The 24193-nt window shown below is 64.7% G+C and carries 21 protein-coding genes and 1 riboswitch; all 21 genes read left to right on the top strand.

What is annotated here, in order from left to right; genetic code table 11:
* Positions 1-15 precede the first annotated feature (15 nt).
* The 21 genes from SPBM01_RS09285 (at position 16) to SPBM01_RS09185 (ending at position 23997) form a co-directional block, all read left to right on the top strand.
* The gene (locus tag SPBM01_RS09285; RefSeq protein WP_188065636.1) at positions 16-318 is read left to right on the top strand and encodes a hypothetical protein; all 303 of its coding nucleotides are present in this window, start codon (positions 16-18) and stop codon (positions 316-318) included.
* Positions 319-336: 18 nt separating this feature from the next.
* Positions 337-1554 carry an ABC transporter gene (locus SPBM01_RS09280; protein WP_188065221.1) on the top strand — a complete coding sequence of 406 codons (1218 nt, stop codon included), beginning with the start codon at positions 337-339 and terminating at the stop codon, positions 1552-1554.
* 195 nt (positions 1555-1749) lie between these two features.
* Complete coding sequence (locus SPBM01_RS09275; RefSeq protein ID WP_188065635.1) at positions 1750-2244, top strand: division/cell wall cluster transcriptional repressor MraZ; 495 nt, start codon at positions 1750-1752, stop codon at positions 2242-2244.
* Positions 2244-3197, top strand: coding sequence for a 16S rRNA (cytosine(1402)-N(4))-methyltransferase RsmH (gene rsmH / locus SPBM01_RS09270; protein WP_188065220.1), 954 nt, complete (start codon positions 2244-2246; stop codon positions 3195-3197). Before SPBM01_RS09275 ends, rsmH begins: the two co-directional genes overlap by 1 nt.
* Entirely contained in the window at positions 3194-3844 is a 651-nt protein-coding gene (locus SPBM01_RS09265; RefSeq protein ID WP_188065892.1) for a colicin transporter, read from the top strand. The genes rsmH and SPBM01_RS09265 overlap by 4 nt, the downstream gene beginning before the upstream one ends.
* A 1-nt stretch (position 3845) precedes the next feature.
* The gene (locus tag SPBM01_RS09260; RefSeq protein ID WP_188065219.1) at positions 3846-5552 is read left to right on the top strand and encodes a peptidoglycan D,D-transpeptidase FtsI family protein; all 1707 of its coding nucleotides are present in this window, start codon (positions 3846-3848) and stop codon (positions 5550-5552) included.
* Positions 5549-6994 (top strand): UDP-N-acetylmuramoyl-L-alanyl-D-glutamate--2,6-diaminopimelate ligase, encoded by a 1446-nt coding sequence (locus SPBM01_RS09255; RefSeq protein WP_188065218.1) that lies wholly within the window; start codon positions 5549-5551, stop codon positions 6992-6994. Before SPBM01_RS09260 ends, SPBM01_RS09255 begins: the two co-directional genes overlap by 4 nt.
* Complete coding sequence (locus SPBM01_RS09250) at positions 6991-8379, top strand: UDP-N-acetylmuramoyl-tripeptide--D-alanyl-D-alanine ligase (protein WP_188065217.1); 1389 nt, start codon at positions 6991-6993, stop codon at positions 8377-8379. The genes SPBM01_RS09255 and SPBM01_RS09250 overlap by 4 nt, the downstream gene beginning before the upstream one ends.
* 3 nt (positions 8380-8382) lie before the next feature.
* Positions 8383-9456 carry a phospho-N-acetylmuramoyl-pentapeptide-transferase gene (gene mraY / locus SPBM01_RS09245; RefSeq protein ID WP_188065216.1) on the top strand — a complete coding sequence of 358 codons (1074 nt, stop codon included), beginning with the start codon at positions 8383-8385 and terminating at the stop codon, positions 9454-9456.
* 2 nt (positions 9457-9458) lie between these two features.
* The gene (murD, locus tag SPBM01_RS09240) at positions 9459-10790 is read left to right on the top strand and encodes a UDP-N-acetylmuramoyl-L-alanine--D-glutamate ligase (RefSeq protein ID WP_188065215.1); all 1332 of its coding nucleotides are present in this window, start codon (positions 9459-9461) and stop codon (positions 10788-10790) included.
* Positions 10791-10835: 45 nt separating this feature from the next.
* Positions 10836-12038, top strand: a complete 1203-nt coding sequence (locus SPBM01_RS09235) for an FtsW/RodA/SpoVE family cell cycle protein (RefSeq protein ID WP_188065634.1) — start codon at positions 10836-10838, stop codon at positions 12036-12038.
* Positions 12035-13216, top strand: a complete 1182-nt coding sequence (murG, locus tag SPBM01_RS09230; protein WP_188065214.1) for an undecaprenyldiphospho-muramoylpentapeptide beta-N-acetylglucosaminyltransferase — start codon at positions 12035-12037, stop codon at positions 13214-13216. The genes SPBM01_RS09235 and murG overlap by 4 nt, the downstream gene beginning before the upstream one ends.
* A 124-nt stretch (positions 13217-13340) precedes the next feature.
* The gene (gene murC, locus SPBM01_RS09225) at positions 13341-14768 is read left to right on the top strand and encodes a UDP-N-acetylmuramate--L-alanine ligase (RefSeq protein WP_188065213.1); all 1428 of its coding nucleotides are present in this window, start codon (positions 13341-13343) and stop codon (positions 14766-14768) included.
* Positions 14768-14965: a hypothetical protein gene (locus SPBM01_RS09220; protein ID WP_188065212.1), complete on the top strand. Its 198-nt coding sequence runs from the start codon at positions 14768-14770 to the stop codon at positions 14963-14965. Before murC ends, SPBM01_RS09220 begins: the two co-directional genes overlap by 1 nt.
* A gap of 8 nt (positions 14966-14973) precedes the next feature.
* Positions 14974-15861 carry a UDP-N-acetylmuramate dehydrogenase gene (gene murB / locus SPBM01_RS09215; RefSeq protein ID WP_188065633.1) on the top strand — a complete coding sequence of 296 codons (888 nt, stop codon included), beginning with the start codon at positions 14974-14976 and terminating at the stop codon, positions 15859-15861.
* Between the two features lie 148 nt (positions 15862-16009).
* Positions 16010-16960, top strand: a complete 951-nt coding sequence (locus tag SPBM01_RS09210; RefSeq protein ID WP_188065211.1) for a D-alanine--D-alanine ligase — start codon at positions 16010-16012, stop codon at positions 16958-16960.
* Complete coding sequence (locus SPBM01_RS09205) at positions 16953-17897, top strand: cell division protein FtsQ/DivIB (protein ID WP_188065210.1); 945 nt, start codon at positions 16953-16955, stop codon at positions 17895-17897. Before SPBM01_RS09210 ends, SPBM01_RS09205 begins: the two co-directional genes overlap by 8 nt.
* A gap of 8 nt (positions 17898-17905) precedes the next feature.
* Complete coding sequence (gene ftsA / locus SPBM01_RS09200) at positions 17906-19192, top strand: cell division protein FtsA (RefSeq protein WP_188065209.1); 1287 nt, start codon at positions 17906-17908, stop codon at positions 19190-19192.
* A 108-nt stretch (positions 19193-19300) separates the two neighbouring features.
* A complete protein-coding gene (ftsZ, locus tag SPBM01_RS09195) occupies positions 19301-20713 on the top strand; it encodes a cell division protein FtsZ (protein ID WP_188065208.1) in 1413 nt (470 codons plus the stop codon).
* Between the two features lie 201 nt (positions 20714-20914).
* Positions 20915-22813 carry a tetratricopeptide repeat protein gene (locus SPBM01_RS09190; RefSeq protein ID WP_262504375.1) on the top strand — a complete coding sequence of 633 codons (1899 nt, stop codon included), beginning with the start codon at positions 20915-20917 and terminating at the stop codon, positions 22811-22813.
* An 11-nt stretch (positions 22814-22824) separates the two neighbouring features.
* Positions 22825-23997: a deoxyguanosinetriphosphate triphosphohydrolase gene (locus tag SPBM01_RS09185; protein ID WP_188065207.1), complete on the top strand. Its 1173-nt coding sequence runs from the start codon at positions 22825-22827 to the stop codon at positions 23995-23997.
* A 58-nt stretch (positions 23998-24055) separates the two neighbouring features.
* Positions 24056-24156, top strand: a riboswitch (glycine riboswitch).
* Positions 24157-24193: the final 37 nt, after the last annotated feature.

Genomic DNA, 24193 nt, shown 5'->3' with positions numbered 1-24193 from the left:
GAAAGCAATGGCGTTATGGCGGAAACACCCCGACGACAGGAAGGGTTACAGCGCGTCCAGGTCGGGCTGACCGGGCTGGCGGGTATCGTGTTGCTCGTTGGCCTTGCCAATATCGTCATCGACAAGGCGCGGATGGACGATGCCGCGCTGCCGCCGCCAGTGGTGCCGACGCTGTCGGCCAATGCCGTGTCGCCCAAGGATCCGCTGGCCGAACTGGGCGTGCAGCCCGCGCCCGAACAGGCACCGATCGTGCCGGATTTGCAGCCTGACCCCAATCTGCGCAAACCGATGGACCGCGACCCGGCGCAATCGCGTTAAGCATCCGGGGGGATGGCCATGCGCCGGCGCCTCTTGCTGTTTCTCGTTCTGATGCTGCCTGTCGTTGCCGCGCTGTTGGCGGGGATCGCCCGTGCCTGGCGATCCGGCGGGCAAGCGGACCCATGGAGTTGGGCCTTGCCCGCTGCATTGGTGCTGGCGCTGATGGGGCGGATATTGGCCCGGTCGGCGGGGGTTCTGATCGTCTGGATCGCGGTCGGCGTGGTGGGGGCGATACTGGTGTTTTGCGCAATTGCGGCGGGACGCTGGCCTGATCCGCTTGCCGCTATCGGCCTTGCGCTCGCGACGCCTTTGGCGGGTATCGCGAGCATGTTGCTCTATGACCGGCAGAAGCGGTTGTTGGGGGCGGGATTGCTGGCGCTGGCGGCGTTGGTCATATGGCGGGGTCCGGCGCAGGAGATCGCGCCGGTTGCCGACCGGCCTGCACTGGCGGTTATGACGGCGCTGCCCCTGTTCTGGGACGAGAAGGGGCAGGGTAAGCAGGCCGATGCGCCGATCGTCACGCTGCTGCGGACGCGCTTTACGATCATGCCGGTGGATGACGCGCGCGCTTTGGCGGCGTCCGGGGCGGGGCGGTTATTGCTGGCGCAACCGCGCGCGATGACGCCCGAACAATTGGTGGCGGTTGACCGCTGGGTACGGGATGGGGGCAGGGCGGTGGTGCTGGCCGATCCGCTGTGGCGCTGGCCGTCAGCCCTCCCGCTGGGGGATCGCCGCCGTGCGCCTTCGGTCAGCTTGTTGGGGCCGTTGCTGGCGCATTGGGGTGTCGTGCAAGGGCGGATGGTGGCGGGTGAGACGCGGCATTTTTTGCCCGATGACACGCTGGTCACGTTGTCGGACTTTGCGCGGCTTGGCGGGTGCAGGGGGGATGGCGTTATGGTCACCTGCGCCATCGGACGGGGGCAGGCAGTCGTGGTGGGCGATGCCGATTTGATCGATGACCGGCTGTGGCTCGCCAACCCTGCGACCCCGCGCGATCCGCGTGCGTGGAGCGCGGATACGCCTGCGCTGGTCGCGCGATGGCTGGGGGCGTCGATACCGGGCGACCGGCGCTGGATGCGGGATCAGGCGGACGTGGTTCTGGGGCTGCGCTGGGCGCTGATCCTTGGGACAATCTGGGCGGTGCTGGGAAGCCTGTTTCTGGCGCGACATGGACAGCGAGATAGACAGTGTAATGCAAAAGAACAAAAGATGAATATTGGCTGGAACAGGGATTGAAAAACGGTTAAACCCATTTACGAACAGCTTTTCCCACCTCCACCCGAATTTTCCCTTTTCACTGACCCCCATGCTTGGTAGGTAAACCGGCATTGGGGTTCATCAGGCGTTGATCAGTCCTGTTCACCCGGATTCGCATGTGCGGTTCCGGAGACGGGGAGTCTGTGCCCCATGGAAAAGGGGCCACTTTTCGCCGTGTCGGATGTCATTCTCTATTCGGGCAACGCATTCAGCGTCGCGGACGGCAAAGGCCGGTTCGTGCTGCCCCTGGAGATGCGCAAGCTGGTCAAGCACGCCAGCGGCGGCGACAATCGGTTGTGCCTGTCGGTCCATATGGACAATGGTTGCGCCACCGGATTTGGCCTGTCGCACAAGCAGTTTCTGTTCGACGAAGTGGCGGAACTGGAGCGGCTGGCGCGTGAGGCGAACCGTCCCTTCAACGGCGATCTGGAACGCGAAAACCGGCTCGGCACGATCGAGGACGTGAATTTCGACGATGGTGGCCGTTTCTTCCTGCACCCCGATATCAAGGAAGAAGCGGGCATTACCGACGTGGCGTTTTTCTATGGCGTGGGCCTTTATTTTCAGATCTGGAAGCCGGAAGCGCTGATCGAAAGCCCCGACCGGCCTGCACTGATCCGCAACAAGGTGAAGCGCTGGCTCGACGCGCGCGCGGCGGAGGCGGGGTAATGAACGAGTCGCAGGTCGCCCCGCATATTCCCGTCCTGATCGACGAAGTGCTGGCTGCGCTGGCCATCGCGCCGGGCGAGCGCCATGTCGACGGCACGTTCGGCGCGGGCGGCTATTCGCGCGCAATGGCGATGGCGGGGGCAAGCGTGTTCGCGCTCGACCGTGATCCCGACGCGATTCGCGAAGGACAGGCGCTGGCCGACACCCATCACATCACGCTGATTCCGGGCGAATTTTCGCGCATGGCGCAATTGCTGGCCGAACGCGGGATCGAGAAGGTGTCGGGCATCACGCTCGACATTGGTGTCTCGTCGATGCAGCTCGACCGTGCCGACCGGGGCTTTTCGTTCCAGTCCGATGGCCCGTTGCTGATGACGATGAGCCAGGACGGCATGAGCGCCGCCGATTTCCTGAACAATGCCGAGGAAGAGGAGATCGCCAACGTCCTCTACCGCTATGGCGAGGAGCCGCGTTCGCGCCGGGTTGCCCATGCGATCGTGGACGCGCGCCCGCTGGAGCGGACGGGGCAGTTGGCCCATGTCATTCGCCGCGCGCTGGGCCACAAGCCGCATGACAAGAAGGATCCGGCGACCCGCGCGTTTCAGGCGATCCGCATCCATGTGAACCGCGAGCTGGAGGAGCTGGAGCGCGCACTGGAAGCGGCCGAGGCGTTGCTGGAAGAAGGCGGGCGGCTGGCGATCGTGAGTTTCCACAGTTTGGAGGACCGCATCGTCAAGCAGTTCCTGCGCAACCGCAGCGGCGGCGATGGCGGTGGTTCGCGGCATATGCCTGAAAAGACGGCGCAAGCCGCGCCGACATTCGGCAAGCCCGCCAAGGCGGTGCGTGCGAGCGAAGCGGAACTGGCGCGCAACCCCCGCGCCCGGTCCGCCACGCTGCGCAGCGCCGTGCGCACATCTGCCCTCGTTTCCGCCCCCCGGAGTGTCCGCCCATGATCGCCGTCAAAAGGTTGCAGAGCCTGATCTGGGTCGTGCTGGTCGCGCTGGGTGCGCTGGGTGCCTATATGGTGTCGTTGAAGGTGGCGACCGAGCGCAACGAGTTGATGCGGGTGCGGATGCAGATCGCGCGGGCGCAGAGCGACATTCGCTACCTGGAAACGGAATTCAGCGCGCGGGCTTCCATGCGTCAGCTGGAAAGCTGGAACCAGCATGACTTTCTATACAGCACGCCCACATCCGGCCAATATCTGGCGGGCGAGCGCGCGCTGGCGCAGTTGGACGGGGTGCAGCCCAACGGGCCGGACTATGTCGCGCCGCCGGTGATGGTGGCGATGGTCGAAACCCCCGCCGACCTGCCGTCCGCGCCGCAGGCCGCGCCCGCCAGCCCCGCCGCGACTCAGATCCGCAGCGAAATCGCGGTGATCCGGCAGGCCCATGCCGCCGACAATGTCGAAAAACTGGCCAGCCCTGCCAAGCCGACCCCGGCGATCCGCGCGAAAGTGGATGCCGACGTGTCGAAGCCCAACCCGGTGGCGCGCAAGGCGGAACGGATGGCAATGCTGGACGCCAAATTGCTGGACGACAGCACGCTGGGCGACCTGAGCGCCACGGCGGCGCGCGAGCGCAAGAAGGGAGCGCGCTGATATGGCGACGATCATCGTCCAGCCCGGTGGCGCGCGGGCGGGGCGGCAACGGGTCAGCCTGACGGCGATTGCCCATAACCGGCTGATGCTGCTGCTGATCCTGTTCATGGCGGTGACCGGATTGTTGATCGGGCGGATGTTGTGGATCGGCATTTTTACCGCAGGGGCGACCGGCGACGATGCGCTGGGCATATTCCTGCCCGCGCGGGCCGACATTGTCGATCGCAACGGGGTGCCGCTGGCGCGGACGATGGAAGCCTATTCAGTGGCGGTGCGCCCGTCCAAGCTGATCGGGCAACCAGCGGAACTGGCGCGCAAGTTGCACGAGATTTTCCCCGATGAAGCTGAGGCGGCTTTCTACAAGAAGCTGACCGGGCGGGGATGGGCCTATCTGCGCCGCCGCGCGCTGCCCGAAGAAGTGGCGGCGGTGAATGCGCTGGGCGAAATCGGCATCGAATTTCCGCGCGAAAAGGAACGGCTCTATCCGCAGCGGACGCTGGCGGCGCATGTGCTGGGCTTTGCGCCCGATGCCAATGGCGTGGGCGGCATGGGCGTGGAATCGGCGTTCAACGACCAGCTGATCGACCCGGCGACACGGGGCAAGCCCTTTGCCCTTTCGATCGACGCGCGGGTGCAGGGTGCGCTGGAAAGCGAACTTTATGCGCAGTTGGTAGCGCAGAGCGCCAAGGGCGCGGGCGGCATCATATTGGACGCGAACACAGGCGAAGTCGTCGCCATGGCATCCATTCCGGTATTCGACCCCAACAAGCTGCAAAATTATGCGGGCAAATCGTGCGGGGAATCGCCGCTGTGCAACCATATGGTGCAGGCGCGTTACGAACTGGGTTCCGCGTTCAAGCCGCTGTCGATTGCGGCGGCCATGGACAGTGGCGTCGTGACATCAATGGCCAAGCGTTATGACGCGACGGCACCGCTGGCGGTGGCGGGCTTCCGCATCAAGGATGACCATGCGCTGGGCCGCTGGGTTAATGTGCCGGAGATTCTGGTGCATAGCTCCAACATCGGCACGGCGCGCATCGCCGACGAAATGGGCGCTGCGCCGCTGCAAAAACTGTTCCGTGCGCTGGATTTCGACCAGCGCGCGCCGATCGAGCTGAAGGAACGCGCTGGGACGCTGTGGCCCGCCAACTGGGGCCGGATCACGACGATGACGGTGTCCTATGGCCATGGCATCGCCGTCACGCCGCTGCACCTGGCCAGCGCCTACGCCGCGCTGGTCAATGGCGGCACCTGGCGTCCCGCGACCTTGCGCAAGCTGCGCGCCGAAGATGTGCCGGAGGGACGGCGGGTGTTTTCCGCCGCGACCAGCGCCCGGATGCGCCAGCTGTTGCGGATGATCGTGTCGGAGGGTACAGGTCGCAGCGCCGATGCCAAGGGTTTTCGCATCGGTGGCAAAACAGGTTCCGCCGAAAAACCCGAAGCGGGCCGCTATAACAAGAGTTCGCTGGTGACGACCTTTGCGTCCGCATTTCCGATGGACAATCCCCGCTATGTCGTCGTCGTCATAATGGACGAAGCGACCGGCGCGTTCGGCCTGCGCACTGCGGCATGGACGGCGTCGCCGGTGGTCAAGCGGGTCGTGGAGCGGGTCGGCCCGATGCTGGGCGTGATGCCCGACGAGCGGCGCGACGTCGATATTTCGGACCTGATGCCGCTGTTGTGGAAGCCCAAGGGAGAGAGTGAATGACCCGGCTTTCTTCGCTGATCGAAAGGCTGGATGCGACGATTGGGCAGGACGCTGACCTGAACCAGAACGTAACCGGATTTGCCATCGACAACCGCAAGGTCGCGCCCGGCACCATTTTCGGTGCGTTTCAGGGGCTGCGTGTCAATGGCGAGGATTATATCGCGGACGCCGTGAAAGCCGGTGCCATCGCCGTGGTCGCCCGGCCCGAAGCGCGGGTCGAGGGTGCGATCCATATTGCCCATGCCAATCCCCGTCGGCTGTTCGCGCAACTGGCCGCACGCTATTTCACGCCTTTCCCCGATGTGACGGTCGCCGTCACTGGCACCAATGGCAAGACATCCACTGTCGAATTGACCCGGCAATTGTGGCGGATGATGGGGCATCACGCTGCGTCCATCGGCACGCTGGGCGTCACCACATCGGTCGATCAGGTATCGACAGGGCTGACCACGCCGGACATTGTGACGTTTCTGTCGAACATGTCGGGCCTGCGCCGTGAGGGCGTGACTCATGCCGCGTTCGAGGCGTCGAGCCATGGGCTGGCGCAATATCGCACCGAAGGGCTGCCAGTGATGGCGGCCGGCTTCACCAACCTGTCGCGCGACCATCTCGACTATCATGGCGACATGGACAGCTATTTCGACGCGAAGATGCGGCTGTTCGATGAAGTCGTCGGCGCAGATGGCGCAGCGGTGGTGTGGGCCGACGATGCCTGGTCGGACAAGGTGATCGCGCGGGTCGCTGCGCGCGGGCTGCGGCTGGTGAGCGTGGGCGAGAAAGGCGATGCGCTGCGCCTTGTCACGCGCACGCCAACGCAGTTGGGCCAGACGCTGGGCATCGAGGCGGACGGCAAGACCTATAAGGTCAACCTGCCGCTGATCGGTGCTTATCAGGCGGCCAATGCGCTCACCGCTGCTGGGCTGGTCATTGCGACCGGCGGCGATACCGCCAAGGTGCTGGAATTGCTGGGCCGGGTTCAGCCGGTGCGCGGGCGGCTGGAGCGGGCAGTCATCAGCGCGGCGGGTGCGCCGGTCTATGTCGATTATGCTCATACGCCCGATGGGCTGCGCGCCGCGATCGAAGCGCTGCGCCCGCATACGAAGGGCCGCCTGATCGCGCTGTTCGGCGCGGGCGGGGATCGCGATGCGGGCAAGCGGCCTTTGATGGGGCAGGTTGCGGCGGAACTGGCCGATCATGTCATCGTCACGGACGATAATCCCCGTTCCGAGGAGCCGTCCGCGATCCGCGCGGCGGTCATGGCGGGCGCGAAGGGTGCGCAGGAAATTGGCGGACGTCGCGCGGCGATTGCCGCCGCCATTGCGCAGGCGGGGGCGGACGACATTGTGCTGCTGGCGGGCAAGGGGCATGAACAGGGCCAGATTATCGGCGACCGGGTGCTGCCCTTTGACGATGTGACCGTGGCGCGGGAGTGCGCGGGTTGAGTGATCTGTGGACATCCGCCGAAATCGCCCAGGCCACAGGCGGCGCCGCGTCGGCGCCGTTTGCCGTTTCGGGCGTCGCTTTCGACAGCCGGGAAGTGACGGACGGTGACCTGTTCGTCGCGATGAAGGGCGATGCGACAGACGGGCATCAATTCATCGACAAGGCGTTCGGGCAGGGCGCGGCGGGGGCCATCGTCAGCGAAGCAGTGGCCCATCCCCATATATTGGTGCCGGACAGTGCCGCCGCGCTGGAGGCGCTGGGCCGGGCGGCGCGTGCGCGCATGGGCGGCAAGGTGATCGGCGTGACCGGATCGGTCGGCAAAACCGGGACCAAGGAAGCGCTGTTCCAGGCGCTGGACCGCGCGCATCCGGGGCAGGTGCATCGGTCGGTCAAAAGTTACAACAACCATGTCGGCGTGCCGCTGAGCCTGTCGCGGATGCCGCGCGATGCGGCGTTCGGCATATTCGAGATGGGGATGAACCATGCGGGCGAACTCGCCGCGCTGACCCGGCAGGTGCGGCCCGATGTGGCTATCGTGACGGCCATCGCGCCCGCTCATATCGAATTTTTCGGCACCGAAGAGGCAATTGCGCAGGCGAAGGCGGAGATTTTCGAGGGGCTGGAACCGGGCGGCACTGCGATCATCCCCTATGACAGTCCGCATGTCGCCGCGCTGTATAATAAGGCGGAACGGCACGCCGCCCATATCCTGACATTCGGCATGAGCGCCGATGCGGACGTCCATGCGCGCGACACTGTGCCGGCGGCAGGTGGCGGCACGCTGGTCACGGCAAAGCTGCCCGACGCGGAACTATGCTTTACCGTGGCGGCACCGGGCGACCATTGGGTGTCCAATGCGCTGGCGGTGTTGGCGGCGGTTCATGCGGTGGGTGGTGATCTGGCGGCGGCGGGGCTGGCGCTGGCGGAGATGCCCGGCCTGCCGGGGCGGGGCGCGCGCCATGTCGTGCCGGTGGGCGCTGGGCAAGCGCTGGTGATAGACGAAAGCTATAATGCCAACCCGCTGTCGATGGTTGCGACGCTGAAGCAGCTGGGGCGCGAGCGGGCGGACAGGCGCGTTGCCATATTGGGCGGGATGCGCGAACTGGGCAGCCGCAGCGCGGAATTGCACGCGGGCCTTGCCGATGCGCTGGTTGCGGGGGAGGTCGATCAGGCGATACTGGTTGGCGTTGAAATGACGCCGCTGGCCGATGCGCTGAACGGCGTCCTGCCCTATAGCCATGTGCCGGACGCCACGAGCGCCATCACGTCAATCACCACCGAAATACGCGCGGGCGACGCGATATTGGTCAAGGGTTCCAACGGCATCGGGCTGTCCCGACTGGTCGCGGCCCTGACCAACGATGCCCGCGAAGGAAAGTCATAACAGATGCTTTACTGGCTGGCCCAGACCATGGATTTTGCGGGGGTTTTCAACCTCATCCGCTATCTGTCCTTCCGCGCGGGTGCGGCGATCTTTACCGCGCTCATCATTGGCCTCGTCATCGGTCCCAAATTCATCGGCTGGCTGCGCGTGCGGCAGGGCAAGGGGCAGCCGATCCGCGAGGACGGGCCGCAGACGCATCTGGCCAAGCGCGGCACGCCGACCATGGGCGGCCTTATGATCCTGACGTCCATGGTCATTTCGGTGCTGTTGTGGATGGACCTGTCGTCCACCTATGTCTGGGCCTGCCTGTTCGTGACGCTGGGCTTCGGCGCGATCGGCTTCATGGACGATTATGACAAGGTGACCAAGGCCAGCCACAAGGGGCTGTCGGGCAAGGCGCGGTTGCTGGCGGAGTTTCTGATCGCGGGAATCGCGGCGTGGATGATCGTCCACCAGCATGGCAATACCGCGCTCTATGTGCCTTTCTACAATGGCCCGGCGATCGAGCTGGGGCCGTTCTACTTCTGCTTTGCCGCCTTCGTCATCGTGGCATTCGGCAATGCGGTGAACCTGACCGACGGGCTGGACGGACTGGCGACGATGCCGGTCATCATCGCCTGCCTCGCGTTCATGCTGATCGTCTATCTGGTCGGGCGCGCGGATTTCGCCGAATATCTGGGTATTCCCCATGTGCCGGGGGCAGGCAACCTGACGATATTGTGCGGGGCGATCATTGGTGCGGGGCTGGCGTTTCTGTGGTTCAACGCGCCGCCTGCCGCCGTGTTCATGGGCGATACCGGATCGCTCGCGCTTGGCGGGACGATTGGCGTGATCGCGGTTACGGCGCATCATGAAATCGTGCTGGGTATCATCGGCGGGCTGTTCGTGGTCGAAGCGATGAGCGTCATCATTCAGGTGTTCTTCTACAAGCGCACTGGCAAGCGGGTGTTCAAGATGGCGCCGATCCACCATCATTTCGAGCAGCTGGGCTGGGCCGAACCGACCGTGGTGATCCGTTTCTGGATCATCGCTTTCGTGCTGGCGCTGGCCGGGCTTGCCACGTTGAAGCTGAGGTAAGGATGATCGTTTCGGAGGCTTTTGCGGGCAAGACCTACGCCGTGCTGGGGCTGGCACGGTCGGGGCTTGCCACCGTCGAGACGCTGCTGGCGAGCGGTGCGCGGGTCGTCGCATGGGACAGTCAGGAAACGGCGCGGGCGCAGGTCGAGGGACGCGCGGAACTGGGCGATCCGATGGAAATCGACCTGTCCGGCTTCGACGGCATCGTCGTATCGCCGGGCGTGCCGCTGAACCGCCACCCGATCGCGTCGCGGGCGAAGCTGGCAGGGGTGCCGGTCATTGGTGACATCGAGCTGTTCGCGCTGGCGCGGCCGACTTTGCCGCCGCACAAGGTCGTCGGCATCACCGGCACCAATGGCAAATCGACCACGACGGCGCTGATCCACCATATCATCGAACAGGCGGGCTATCCGACGGTCATGGGCGGCAATATCGGCCTGCCGGTGCTGAGCCAGCCGCCGCTGGAACCGAACCTGCATGGCGTGGGCGTCTATGTGCTGGAGCTGTCGAGTTATCAGATCGACCTGACTTATAGCCTGGATTGCGACGTGGCGGTGTTGTTGAACATCACGCCCGATCATCTCGATCGTTATGACGGGTTTGCGGGCTATATTGCGTCGAAGATGCGTCTCTTCACTTTGCAATCAAACGAACATGTTGGCTTAATCGGTGAAGATGATCGCGAAGCCGATGATGTTTTTTACAAACTTGAGCATAATTTCGGACGTTGGGAAAATATGCGGCAATTCAATGGTCTGTCGATAGACCCTGCCGATCAAGTCAACTGGCCCGCGTTGCAAGGGCCGCACAATGCACAGAACGCCGCCGCAGCTACCGCTGTCGCCAAAGCGCTGGGCATCGACGAAGCCAGCATTGCAAATGCCCTCGCCAGCTACGCCTCGCTCCCTCACCGGATGCAGGCCATTGGTACCCGCAACGGCGTGCTTTACGTCAACGACAGCAAGGCGACGAACGCGGCGTCCACCGCGCCTGCGCTGGCGGCATGGCCGCCGGTCGATGGGCGTCCGCGCATCCACTGGATCGTCGGCGGGGTCGCCAAGTCCGACAATCTGGACGAATGCGTCCCCCATTTCGGCAATGTCGCGCACGCCTATACCATCGGCGAAGCGGGGCATATGTTCGCTGACCTGCTGCGTCCCGCTATGGCGGTGGACGACAGTGAAATGCTAAGCGCCGCCGTCCGCCGGGCCGCGCGTATCGCACAGCCGGGCGATGTCGTGCTGTTGTCACCCGCCTGCGCCAGTTTCGACCAGTTCCGCGATTTCGAGGCGCGCGGCGATGCCTTCGTGGCGGCGGTCGCGGCTCTGGAGTAAAGACGGACAAGGTACGGGGGCATGAGTAGAAAAGGGGCGACGGCGATGTTCAGGGCAGGCGAATTGGTGAAGGGCTTCAAGACCCGCACCGTGCCGCGCGAACGCACGGCGCTCGCCATCTGGTTCTGGGAAATCGACCGGGTGCTGTTGTCGCTGATCGTCGCGCTGATGGCGATCGGGCTGGTGGCGGTGGCCGCCGCGTCGCCGGTGGCGGCGATCGACCGTTCGACGGCGACGATTGCGGTCAATCCGCTGCTCTATTTCTGGCGTCAGTTGATGTGGGTGTTCATCGGCCTGCCGATCATGCTGGTCATTTCCATGCTGCCCCGGCAACAGGCGCGGCGGCTGGCGACGTTTGGCGCGGTATTCTTCTTCGTCATGTTGTTGTTCGTGCCGGTGCTGGGCAGCACGGTGAATGGCGCGAAACGCTGGATCGACCTGCCCGGTTTCCGGTTCCAGCCGTCCGAGTTCCTGAAGCCTGTCTATGTCGTGACGCTGGCCTGGCTGCTGTCGCTGCGCGGCAAGGATGAAAATCTGCCCGTCATTCCGCTGACCGGGGTGATGACCGCGCTGATTGGGCTGGTGCTGATGCGCCAGCCCGACTTTGGCCAGACGGTCATTTTCTGCGCCTGCTGGGGCGTGTTGCTGCTGCTGTCAGGCGTGTCGATGCGCTTCATCGGCGCGATGGGCGGGCTGGCGCTGGTGGGGCTGGTGGCAGTCTATATGTTCTACGAAAACGGTCGCCAGCGCGTGAATGATTTTCTGGGCATCGGTGTCAGCCTGGATAGCGGACCGGACCAGACCGACCTGGCGTTCCGCACCATCACCCATGGCGGCTTTACCGGCGTGGGACCGGGCGGAGGACAGCATAAGTTCCGCCTGCCCGAAGCGCATACCGACTATATCTTTTCCGTGATCGGGGAGGAGTTCGGCCTGCTGGCGTGCATCGCCATTGCCTGCGTCTACCTGGCCATCATCGTGCGGGTGCTGCTGCGTCTGCTGGATGAGGAGGACAGTTTCATCATATTGGCGGCGGCGGGCCTGACCACGCAATTGGGGGTGCAGGCGATCATCAACATGGGCGTCAATGCGCAGATATTTCCGTCAAAGGGGATGACGCTGCCCTTTATCAGCTATGGCGGCTCCTCTATGCTGGCGCTTTGCATCGGCGTCGGCCTGTTGCTCGCCTTCACGCGACGCAACCCCTTCATGGGTCGGCACACGGTCGTCAAATGGAGTGGTCGATGAGCATTTCCCGGCATTTCGTCCTCGCCGCCGGTGGGACGGGTGGTCATATGATCCCCGCCCATGCCGTGGCGGAGGAGTTGATGGCGCGCGGTCATCATGTCGCCTTGGTCACCGATGCGCGTGGCGCGAAGATCCCCGGCATATTCGACGCAGTCGATGGTAACAGGGCGCAGGTCCATGTCCTGCCCGCCGGGCGGATGACCAAAAGCCCGGCAAGCTGGCCCGCCGCGATCAAGGGCATATTGGCAGGCCGCGCGATGGCGCGCCGATTGAACGAGACGTTCCGGCCGACTGCCGTGGTCGGCTTTGGCGGCTACCCTGCCATGCCCGCGCTGCTGGGCGCGCTGGCCGATGGCATCCCGACGGCGGTGCATGAACAAAATGCGGTGTTGGGCCGGGTCAACCGTCTGCTGGCCGGGCGAGTCGATGCGATTGCGACTGCCTATCCGGGGGTGGAGCGGTTGAAGCCCAAATATGCGGGCAAGGTGCATCTGGTCGGCAATCCGGTGCGCGAGGAAGTCAAGGCGCTGCGCGAGGAGGATTTCCCCGCGTTGACCGACGAGAGCGTGTTTCGTGTGCTGGTGATCGGCGGCAGTCAGGGCGCGACGATATTGTCGAGCATAGTGCCGGAGGGGCTGTCGATGCTGCCCGTCGCGCTGCGCCGCCGCTTGCAGGTGACACAGCAATGCCGGGCCGAGGATATCGACCGGGTCCGTAAAACCTATGCAGAGATGGAAATTCCCGCTGATCTGGCGACCTATTTCAACGATGTGCCGGAAAAGCTGGGCTGGTCGCATCTGGTGATTGCGCGGGCCGGCGCTTCGACGCTGGCGGAACTGACCTGCGCGGGCCGCCCGGCGATCCTGATCCCGCTGCCCAGCGCGATGGACGATCACCAGACCGCCAATGCCCGCGAAATGACGCAGGCAGGCGGCGCGCGGACGATCAGCCAGGCGCGTTTTACCGCCGTGGAACTGGCCAAGCAGATGCAGAAAATGGCGATGGAGCCGGGCGCGTTGCAGAATGCGGCGAAGCGCGCGCGAGGCTGCGGCCGTCCCAATGCTGCGCGTGACATGGCGGACTTGCTCGAAAGCATCGGCCAGGCGCCGATCGTCAACGATCCGGTACGAGTCGGGCCGACGCCGACCAGCCTCAATCTGGCGGGGGTTCCAGCGTGAGCTGCATGTTCCTTCGTCATCCCAGCGAAAGCTGGGATCACCCTTCTTTTTCCCCGGTCGCTCTTAAAGATAAGAGAGATCCCAGCCTTCGCTGGGATGACGGTGTAGTTTTGGAGTTTATCGCATGAAGGGTGTCGGCACGGACATCGGCACGATCCATTTCATCGGCATCGGCGGCATCGGCATGTCCGGTATCGCCGAGGTGATGCACAATCTGGGCTATGACGTTCAGGGGTCGGACGTGGCGGAAGGCTATGTGGTCGAAGGGCTGCGGGCCAAGGGCATTCGCGTGATGATTGGCCATAGGGCGGAAAATCTGGGCGATGCGGCCGTGGTCGTCACGTCCACCGCGATCAAGCGCGACAACCCGGAAGTCGAACTGGCGCTGGAAAGCCGCGTGCCTGTGATCCGCCGGGCGGAAATGCTCGCCGAACTGATGCGGCTGAAATCCACTGTCGCCATCGCTGGCACGCATGGCAAGACCACGACGACGTCGATGGTTGCGGCGCTGCTGGACGCGGGCGGGGTGGACCCGACGGTCATCAATGGCGGCATCATCAACAGCTATGGTTCCAACGCACGGTTGGGCAATAGCGACTGGATGGTCGTTGAAGCCGATGAGAGCGACGGCAGCTTCTTGCGGCTGGACGGCACGATTGCGGTCGTCACCAATATCGACCCCGAACATCTGGACCATTATGGCAGCTTCGATCGGGTGAAGGACGCCTTTGTCGAATTTGTCGGCAATGTTCCCTTCTATGGCGCGGCCTTGCTGTGCCTCGACCATCCCGAAGTGCAGGCGATTTTGCCGCGCGTGCAGGACCGGCGGATCGTCACCTATGGCTTTTCGGCGCAGGCGGACATTCGTGGCGACAATGTCGTCAGCTTCCCCGGCGGCAACCGTTTCGACATACAGGTGCGCGAGCGAGACGGTTCCACCCGCAAGATCGAGGGGATCGAAATGCCGATGCCCGGCCGTCACAATGTGCTGAACGCGATGGCGGCGATCGGCGTGGCGCTGCACATGGGCATTGATGACGCGACGATCCAGACCGGCTTTGCCAAGTTTGGCGGGGTGAAGCGGCGCTTTACCAAGGTTGGCGAGATTGTGGTCGGGGCAGGCGCGGCGACCGTCATCGACGATTATGGTCATCACCCGGTCGAGATAAAGGCCGTTCTCGCCGCCGCGCGGGAGGGCGCGCAGGGGCGCGTGATCGCCGTGGTCCAGCCGCATCGATTCACCCGGTTGCGTGATTTGATGGATGAGTTCCAGCAGGCGTTCAACGACGCGGATATCGTCTATGCCGCGCCCGTCTATACCGCTGGCGAACAGCCGATCGAGGGCGTGGACAGTGCCGCGCTGGTTGCTGGCCTCAAGCGCCGGGGCCATCGCCACGCCTCCACCGTGGCGGACGCCGATGCGCTGGCGAGTGCGCTGGCGGCGGATATTCAGGCGGACGATATGGTCATTTGCCTGGGGGCGGGCGACATCACCAAATGGGCGGCGGGGCTGGCCGTTGCCGTTTCCGCCAAGGTCAAGGAAACCGTCTGATGTTCGAGCTGTTCGCCGTTGGGCTGGAAATGCAGAAGCGCATGATCGACGTGCAGATGCAGGGCGTGGAAACGGCCCGCGACATGATCGACACGGCGCAGCGCAATGTAGAGGCGGGCATGGCCGCCACGCAGGCGAACGAAGCGGGGCTGAAGGCAATGAAAAGCTGGATGAACCTGTGGGGGATGCGCGGTTGAGCGTCACGATGGCCCTGCCACCCGTGCGCGGCACGTTGAAGGCGGATGCGTCGCTGGCCCCGCTCGTCTGGTTCAAGGCGGGCGGCGCGGCGCAATGGCTGTTCGAGCCGAAGGATGCGGACGATCTGTCCGACTTCCTTGCGATGCTTGACCCGGCGGTTCCAGTGATGGCGCTGGGGCTGGGATCCAACCTGATCGTGCGCGATGGCGGCGTGCCGGGCGTGGTGGTGCGGCTGGGCAAGCCCTTTGCGACGGTCGAGAGGCTGGACGAGACGACTTTGGTTTGCGGCGGCGGGGCTTCGGGCATTCTCGTGTCATCGACCGCGCGGGATGCGGGGATTGCGGGGCTGGAATTTCTCCGCTCCATTCCCGGCACGGTCGGCGGGTTCGTGCGGATGAACGGCGGCGCTTATGGGCGGGAGACGCGCGACATTCTCGTTTCATGCGAAGTCGTGCTGCGGTCGGGCGAGCAGGTGACATTGTTGAAACGCGACCTGGCCTACACCTATCGCCATTCCAACCTGACCGACGGCGCAGTGGTGGTCAGCGCGACATTTTTTGGGAAACCGGGCGAACCGGCTGCCATTCAGGCGGAAATGGACCGCATCGCCACCGCGCGCGAGGAAAGCCAGCCGCTGCGCAGCAAGACGGGCGGTTCGACCTTCAAGAACCCGGACGGGCATAAGGCGTGGCAGCTTGTGGACGAAGCGGACTGTCGCGGGTTGCAACTGGGCGGCGCGCAGGTGAGCGAAAAGCACACCAACTTCCTGCTCAACACCGGCGATGCGACCAGTAGCGACATCGAAGCGCTGGGCGAAGAAGTGCGGCGGCGAGTGAAGGACAAGAGTGGCGTGGAGCTGGAATGGGAAATTCAGCGGGTTGGGGTGAGCAAGTGAACTGCCTTCCAACTCCGTCATCCCAGCGCAGGCTGGGATCTCACTTTTCTTTTCTCGCTGCGTCAGAAGGCAGAGGGATCCCAGCGTTGGCTCACGCCGCCCTTCGGGTCGCTGGGATGACGGTGAATATTGTTTCGGAGTGTTGCGCATGACCCACGGTCCCTGGCATGTTGCCGTCCTGATGGGCGGCTGGTCGGCGGAGCGCCCGGTGTCGCTGTCGAGCGGGGAGGGCGTTGCCAAGGCGCTGGAATCGCGCGGCCACACAGTCACGCGGATCGACATGGACCGGGACGTCGCGGCGCGCCTCTCCGAAACGAAGGCGGACGTGATCTTCAACGCGCTGCATGGCGTTCCGGGTGAAGATGGCACGGTGCAGGGGATGATGGACCTGATGGGCCTGACCTACACCCACTCCTGCCTCGCCACATCGGTCATCGCGATCGACAAGCAGTTGACCAAGCAGGCGCTGGTGCCGCACGGCATCCCCATGCCCGGCGGGCATATCGTGACAAGCGAGAGCCTGTTCGCGGGCGATCCGCTGCCGCGCCCTTATGTGTTGAAGCCGGTCAATGAAGGCAGCTCGGTCGGGGTCGCGATCGTCACGGCGGAGGGCAATTATGGCAATCCCATCGGCCGCGATAGCGTCGGCCCGTGGCAGGACTTTCCCGAACTGCTGGCCGAATCCTATATTCGCGGGCGTGAACTGACCACTGCCGTGCTGGGCGATGAAGCATTGCTGGTCACCGAATTGCGCCCCAAGAGCGGCTTTTACGATTTCGATGCCAAATATACCGACGGCATGACCGAACATGTCTGCCCCGCGGAGATACCGGACGAGATTACGCAGGCGTGCAAGGCGCTGGCGCTGCGGTCGCACCAGTTGCTGGGTTGCAAAGGCGCGTCGCGGGCCGATTTCCGCTGGGACGACGAACAGGGGATCGCGGGGCTATATCTGCTGGAGGTCAATACCCAGCCGGGCATGACGCCGCTCAGTCTGGTTCCCGAACAGGCGGCAAAGCTCGGCATTGACTATGCCACGCTGGTAGAGACTATTGTCGCAGAAGCGCTGGGCCGCGCCGGAGGAAACACGCATGGCTGAAGCACGGATCAGGCGCGGCGGCACGGCACGGCTGAGCAGCGCAAAGGGCAGGGCGACGAAAGGCGGGCGTGGCCGCGCGCTCAAGCGCCAGTCCGCGCTCGACCGCTTTTTCGAGGCGCTGCCGATCAGCGAAGCGACGCTGCAACGGCTGGCCAGCTGGGCGATCGTCGGCATTTTCGGCGCAGTCCTCATTGCCCTTGCCATGATTTTCGGCCTGCCCGCCATGGCGCAGAAGCAGGCGGCGGAACTGGCCGCGCGTGCGGGCTTCGAAGTCGACAAGGTCGAAGTGCGCGGCGTCGAGCGAATGGATGAACTGGCGGTCTATAATATTGCGCTGGGGCAGGTGGATCGCTCCATGCTCTCGCTCGACCTGCCAAAGGTGCGGGCCGAAATGCTGAACCTTGGCTGGGTGAAGGATGCGCGAATTTCGCGCCGCCTGCCCGACACGCTGGTGGTCGACATCGTGGAGCGTGATCCGGTCGCGGTGTGGCAGCATGGCGGGCAATTGCATCTGATCGACGTGGCGGGCGTGGTGCTGCAACCCGTTTCGGCCAGCGCAATGCCGGACCTGCCGCTGGTGGTCGGTCCCTTTGCCAACCGGCAGACGGCGGGGCTGAACCGGTTGATGGAAAATGCCCCGGCTTTGAAGCCGATGCTGGCGGGTGCGACCTGGGTCGGCAATCGCCGCTGGGACTTGCGTTTCCAGTCGGGCGAGACACTCTCGCTGCCCGAAGGAGACAAGATTTCCGCTGCCGCGCTGGTCAATTTTGCGCGGATGGACGGGGTGAACCGGCTGCTGGGCCGGGGTATCGTGAAATTCGACATGCGCGATCCCGACCGCTTCGTCCTGCGCCTGCCGCAGGGCAAGGTCGATGAAAAGCCGATGGATAGTGGCGACGCATCCGTTGGCGCCAAACCCGTCGCCGGGGAAGGCTGAACACCGCCATGGCGCAGCCCAAGGTCGAAAAACTGATTACGGCGATCGACATCGGATCGTGGAAAGTGTCCGCGTTGATCGCGGGCCGGACCGACACGGGCGAACTGGCTATCCTTGGCACTGGCCAGCGGGAGAGCCGGGGGGTGCGTCGCGGCTTCATCGCCGACATGGAGCGCACCGAACTGGCCGTGCGCGAAACCGTGGAGCAGGCCGAACGGGTTGCCGGCACCAATATCGAGGATGTGTGGGTCAGCTTTTCGGGCGGCAGCCTGGTCAGCGATGTCGTGACGGTCGAGCGCGACATGGGCGGGTATCGCATCGAACAGCCCGATATCGACGATCTGCTGACCACCGGACAGCAGGGGATCGACCCAGATGGCCGGGTGGTGCTGCACGCGCAGCCGACCTGCTTCACCATCAATGGCAAGGTGCCGGTCAAGAAGCCGCTGGGGATGCACGCCGATTTGCTGGGCGTGGACATTCATGTCGTGCTGGCAGATGGCGCGCCGCTCGCCAATCTCGACCTGTGCGTGCGCGGCGCCTATCTCAACGTCAACTCCATCGTTGCTTCGCCAATCGCCACGGGCCTTGCCTGCCTGTCGGAAGAGGAGCGCGATCTGGGCGTGGCGCTGGTGGAAATGGGAGCGGGGGTGACCAATGTGTCGCTCTATGCCGGTGGGATGCTGGTGGGGCTGCATTCGATTCCCATCGGCGCGTCGGACATTACCGATGATATTGCGTCGGCTTTCGGTATTCGACGCAGCCAGGCGGAACGGATCAAATGCTTCTATGGCTCGGCGATGCAAAATCCCCGTGATTTCCGCGAGATGATCGAGATAGCGCCGCCCCATGGCGATGTCGCGGTGGCGGGTCAGGCGGCAGGGCCAAGCGCGGAAGGCGGCAAGATTACCCGCGCCGCGCTGGTCGGGGTCATTTGCGAACGGCTTAACATGGTGATGAGCGAAGTCAGCGCGGCGCTGGCGGGCATGGGGTTCAACACGCCGACCGGGCGGCAGGTCGTGCTGACGGGCGGCGGCGCGGAAATGAAGGGCATTGCCGACTATGCGCAGGGCGCGCTGGGCCGTGCGGTGCGGATCGGGCGACCAAGGGGCTTGTCCGCCATGCCCGAAGCGCATAGTGGCCCCGCCTTCGCTACTTTGGCGGGTCTGGCGCTTTACGGTGCTTCCAACCCGGTTGATCTCCGCACGATGGCGCCTGCGCCGCAAACGGTGCATCGTCTTGGCACGCCGCTATGGTGGCAAAGGATGATGCGGGCGATGAAGACCAATTATTGAATGAAATGACAAGAAGACGAAATTAGCTGGTGAAATACTCCAGTTTCTGGTGTTAACATTTAAAGTCAGTTGTCGCTTCCTGACGAGGAAGCTGAGGGAGCAGAATTTATGAGCATTGAGATCAGCCCGCCCCATGTGGACGAACTGAAGCCGCGTATCGCGGTCATCGGCGTCGGCGGCGCGGGCGGCAATGCCATCGCAAACATGATCGCCGCGCATGTCGAGGGCGTGGACTTCATCGTGGCGAACACGGATGCGCAGGCGCTCAACGCATCGCCCGCCGAACGCCGTATCCAGCTCGGCCCGCAGATCACCGAAGGCCTGGGCGCAGGATCGCGGCCAGAAATCGGCAAGGCAGCGGCGGAAGAAACCATCGCCATGGTCGAAGCGGCGCTGGAAGGCGCGCATATGTGCTTCATCGCCGCTGGCATGGGCGGCGGCACCGGCACCGGCGCTGCGCCCGTCATTGCCAAGGCTGCGCGCGACAAGGGCATATTGACCGTCGGCGTCGTGACCAAGCCCTTCACCTTCGAAGGCAATCGCCGCATGAAGTCGGCGGAAAGCGGCATCGATGAACTGCAAAAGCATGTCGATACGCTGATCGTCATTCCCAACCAGAATCTGTTCCTTATCGCCAACCCGAACACGACCTTCAAGGAAGCGTTCCAGATGGCCGACGAAGTGTTGCAGCAGGGCGTGCGCGGCATTACCGACCTCATGGTCATGCCCGGCCTCATCAACCTCGATTTTGCCGACGTGCGTTCGGTGATGGGCGAAATGGGTAAGGCAATGATGGGCACCGGCGAAGCGGAAGGCGACGGCCGCGCGCTTCAGGCAGCGGAAAAGGCGATCGCCAACCCGCTGCTGGACGGCGTGTCGATGCGCGGCGCGAAGGGCGTGATCGTTTCCATCGTCGGTGGCGAGGATATGCGCCTGATGGAAGTCGACGAAGCCGCCAACCATATCCGCGAACTGGTGGACCCGGACGCGAACATCATCTGGGGCAGCGCGTTCAACGATAATCTGAACGGCAAGATTCGCGTATCGGTGGTCGCCACTGGCATCGACAGCGAAATCGGCCAGAATGCTGCACCGATGACTCAGCCGTTCAGCTTCGCCAGCCGCCCGGCCGTGTCCGTGCCGCAAGGTGCAGCGGCTCGTGCCGCTGCCCCTGCGCCCCAGCCCGAAGCGCTGGAACTGGATGTGCCTGAAGCGCCTGCACCAGCCCCGCTCAGCGCGCCGGTGGAAGCACAGGCGCCCGCGCCTTTCGCCGCCCCACGCCCCGCCGCTGTATTTTCCGATGACGGCGCGGATGAGGATGAACTGGTTCTGGGTGCGGAAAGCGCGCAGCCTGAGCCTGCCGCACCTGTTCCACCTGCACCCCGTGTCGCATCGGGCGGGACATTGTTCGAACGGATGGCGGGCCTGACCCGTGGCGCGGAAAAGACGCCGGGCGCTGCCGAAGAAGGTACGTCGGGCCTCGACATTCCGCGCTTCCTCAACCGTCAGAATAATCAGTAATCCAAGACGATCAGGGCAGCGCACCCGGTGCGTGCGCCCGTCACAGCGCGCCGTCGGTCGTTCAAGGCGACCCGGCGCGCTTTTTCGTTCCGGCAATTTCCCATTCATGCCGGTATCGGCTAGGTCGAACGTCGTTTCCGTTCTCGATTCATGCGACGGTCCTTCGGGCAGCCTGACCGGCCTTCGCTTTAAGGCGCTGCTGTGAAACTCTTTTTCCCGTCGTTCCTGTGTGGCTTGCTGCTGGCTTCGGGCGCGCAGGCGCAAACCGATCAGTCGCAACTGGTCCGACCGCTGGGTGCGGCGGACCTCAATGCCAATCTGGCGCGGCTGGCGGGCAATCCACGCGATGTCACCGCGCTGATCGGGGCAGGGGAAGCGGCGCTGGCGCTGGATGATCCGCGCGCTGCCGCGGGTTTCTACGCGCGTGCCGACGCGATCGAAAGCGGCAATGGCCGGATCAAGGCCGGGTTGGCGCGCGTGAACCTGAAACTGCAAAATCCGGCCGAAGCGCTGCGCCTGTTCGACCAGGCGGGCCGGCTTGGCTATCCCGACGCGACTCTGCTGGCCGATCGCGGGCTGGCGCGCGACATGACCGGGGATCAGGCCGGGGCGCAGCGCGATTATCAGGCGGCGTTGCAAAAGACGCCGGACGATGCCGAACTGATCCGTCGTTACGCCGCGTCGCTGGGTATAGCCGGTCAGGTCGAGGCATCGGACAACGTGATGCAGCCTCTATTCTACAAGAGCGACCGGGCGGCGTGGCGATATCGCGCCTTCATTCTGGCAATGAACAACCGGCAGGACGATGCGCGCAAGATTGCGGTGCAGACGATGCCCGCGCAACTGGCCGCTGCGATCACCCCCTACATGGCCAAAATGCCCTATCTGACCCCCGCGCAAAAGGCAGCGGCGGTGCATTTCGGCCATTTCCCGACGCAGATCGGCACCAGCATCGCGGCAGTCACGCCGACTGCGCCCGCGCCGGGCAATGTTGCGCCGGTCGTGGCGGCAGCCCCCGTCGTGGTGGCCGCTGCGCCGACACGCCCTGCACGCGGGGAAACGATGCAGGATCGCCGCGCCCGCCGCGCGGAAGAGCAACGCCTGCGCCGCGAAGCGACACGGGTGGCGCGGGCGCAGACGACACCCGCCACACCTGTTGCAGCGCCCGTGCAAACGATCGCCCGCGCGCCCGCGCCGCAGCCTGCATCGCTAGCGGCAACCGCAGTTGCGCCCAGGCCCATGGTTCAGCCCACGCCAGCGCCCACGCCTGCTCCTTCCCCCGTGCCGCCGGCGACGCCGCCTGCGCAAACCGTCCAGCCGACCCCAGCGCCGGTCGATCCGGTGCGTCAGGCGATGGCCCCCAGCGGCCCCGTGCAGGGACCGCCCGCGCCCGGTTTCGATTCGGTCGATATGCCGCCCGCTTCCGCCCCTGCCGCCAGCCAGCCCGCGCCCGCTCAGGCGCTCAATGCCATCACGCTGGCACAGTCATCAGTCCCGGCATCAGTCCCGGCACCCGCCGCAACGCCGCCCGCGCAGGAAACCGCCGCGCCTCCGCCTGCCGCCGCGCCGCAGCCTGATCCGCAGGCGACCCGCACTCTGGCCGACATCATTCGCGCGATCGACGTGCCGGATGCCGAACGGCAGTCGAGTGTCGCGGCGGTAGACCTGACCGAAATCGCCGCCTTGCAGGCTGCCCGCCGCGCCGAACGCCAGAGCGCGGCGGCACTGGCCGCTGATAAGGCGAAAAAGGCTGCCCTTGCCAAGGCCAAAGCGGAAGCCGATGCCAAGGCGAAGAAGGAAGCCGAGGAGAAGAAGAAACTGGCCGCCAACCCGGCGCGCAACTGGCTTCAGGTCGGCACCGGGGCCAGCAAGTCCGGCCTGTCCTTCACGATGAAGGCGCTGCGCAAGAAATATGACAGCCTTTCCGCGCAGGACGGGTGGAGCGCCAGTTGGGGGCGCACCAACCGCCTGCTGGTGGGGCCATTCCCCGGCTTCGCCCGTGCCAAGGCGTTGGAGGATAAGATCAAGGCGGCGGGCGGCGACGCCTTTGCGTGGAAAAGCGATGCGGGAGAGGTGGTCGAACGGCTGGGCGGCCAGTAAGAGGGCGTTTGATGACGATCCTTGCCTCCTATGCCAGCCACCCCGCCGCCAGCCGGGGCCGCCTCCACCCCGAACCGGGCGGGGAAGTGCGCGGCCCGCGCGACATGTTCCAGCGCGACCGGGACCGGATCATCCATTCGATCGCGTTTCGTCGCTTGCGCCACAAGACGCAGGTGTTCGTGTCGCCCGATGGCGATCATTTCCGCGTCCGCCTGACCCACAGTCTGGAAGTCGCGCAGATCGGCCGCACCACCGCGCGCACGCTGGGCCTGAACGAGGATCTGACTGAGGCGTTGTGTCTGGCGCACGACATCGGCCATCCGCCGTTCGGCCATGCAGGCGAAGATGCGCTGGAAGCGGCAATGGAGGCGCATGGCGGGTTCGATCATAACGCCCATACGCTGCGCACGCTGATGCTGCTGGAAAGCCCCTATCCGCGTTTTCGGGGGCTGAACCTTAGCTGGGAAATGCTCGAAGGGCTGGCCAAGCATAATGGGCCGGTTGCCAACCCCGGTTGGGCGATGCGCGAACTGGACGCGATGATGCCGCTTGATCTGACCAGCCATGCCTCGCTGGAGGCGCAACTGGCCGCGATTGCCGACGACATCGCCTATGACAATCATGACATTGACGATGGCCTGCGCGCCGGGTTGCTGACGCTGGACCAGTTGCTAGAGGTGCCGTTCGTGGCGCGATGCTGGGACCGGGTGCGGGCGCGCTATCCCGATGTCGCGGCGGACAAATTGCTGCGCGAACTGGTGCGCGAACAGATTGGCGTGATGGCCAATGACCTGATCGCATCGACCCGCGACAATATCGCACAATCGGGCGTCGAAACGGTGGAGGATGTGCGCGCTCTCGGCCGCACGCTGGTCGCCTTCTCGCCCGAACTGGCGGCGCAGGAGCGCGACCTCAAGCGCTTCATGTATGCCACGCTTTATCATCATCCCGAACAGTTGGCAGCGGCCGACCGGGCGCGGGTGATCGTCACCGACCTGTTCGCCGCCTATCAGGCCGATCCGTCGCGGATGCCCGGCGAATGGCGCGACGATTGCGGGGCGCAGGAACCCGCGCGCAGCCGCCACATCGCCGACTTCATCGCCGGCATGACCGACCGCTACGCCGAAAAGCGCCATGCGGAAATATTTGGGTCAGATGCGCTCGCGGCGCTTTCCGCCGATTGACGCGCCCCGTCGTTTGACGCAATGCAAAGCCAGTCTCCGGTGACGAGGATTCGTCAGCGGGCACGATGCGGGAGAGCATGGGCGGCCTTTCAGGCCAGGCCCGTCGCCGAAGGAGCAACCGCCCCGGAATCTCTCAGGCCAAAGGACCGCATCGCGCGCAGGCACTCTGGAAAGCGGACGGATCATGCCGTCCCAC

The sequence above is a fragment of the Sphingobium sp. KCTC 72723 genome (assembly GCF_014280435.1).
In the GTDB taxonomy this organism is placed as follows: domain Bacteria; phylum Pseudomonadota; class Alphaproteobacteria; order Sphingomonadales; family Sphingomonadaceae; genus Sphingobium.
The sequence above is the reverse complement of the archived record's forward strand: the minus strand, read 5'-3'. Positions and strand labels throughout refer to the sequence as shown.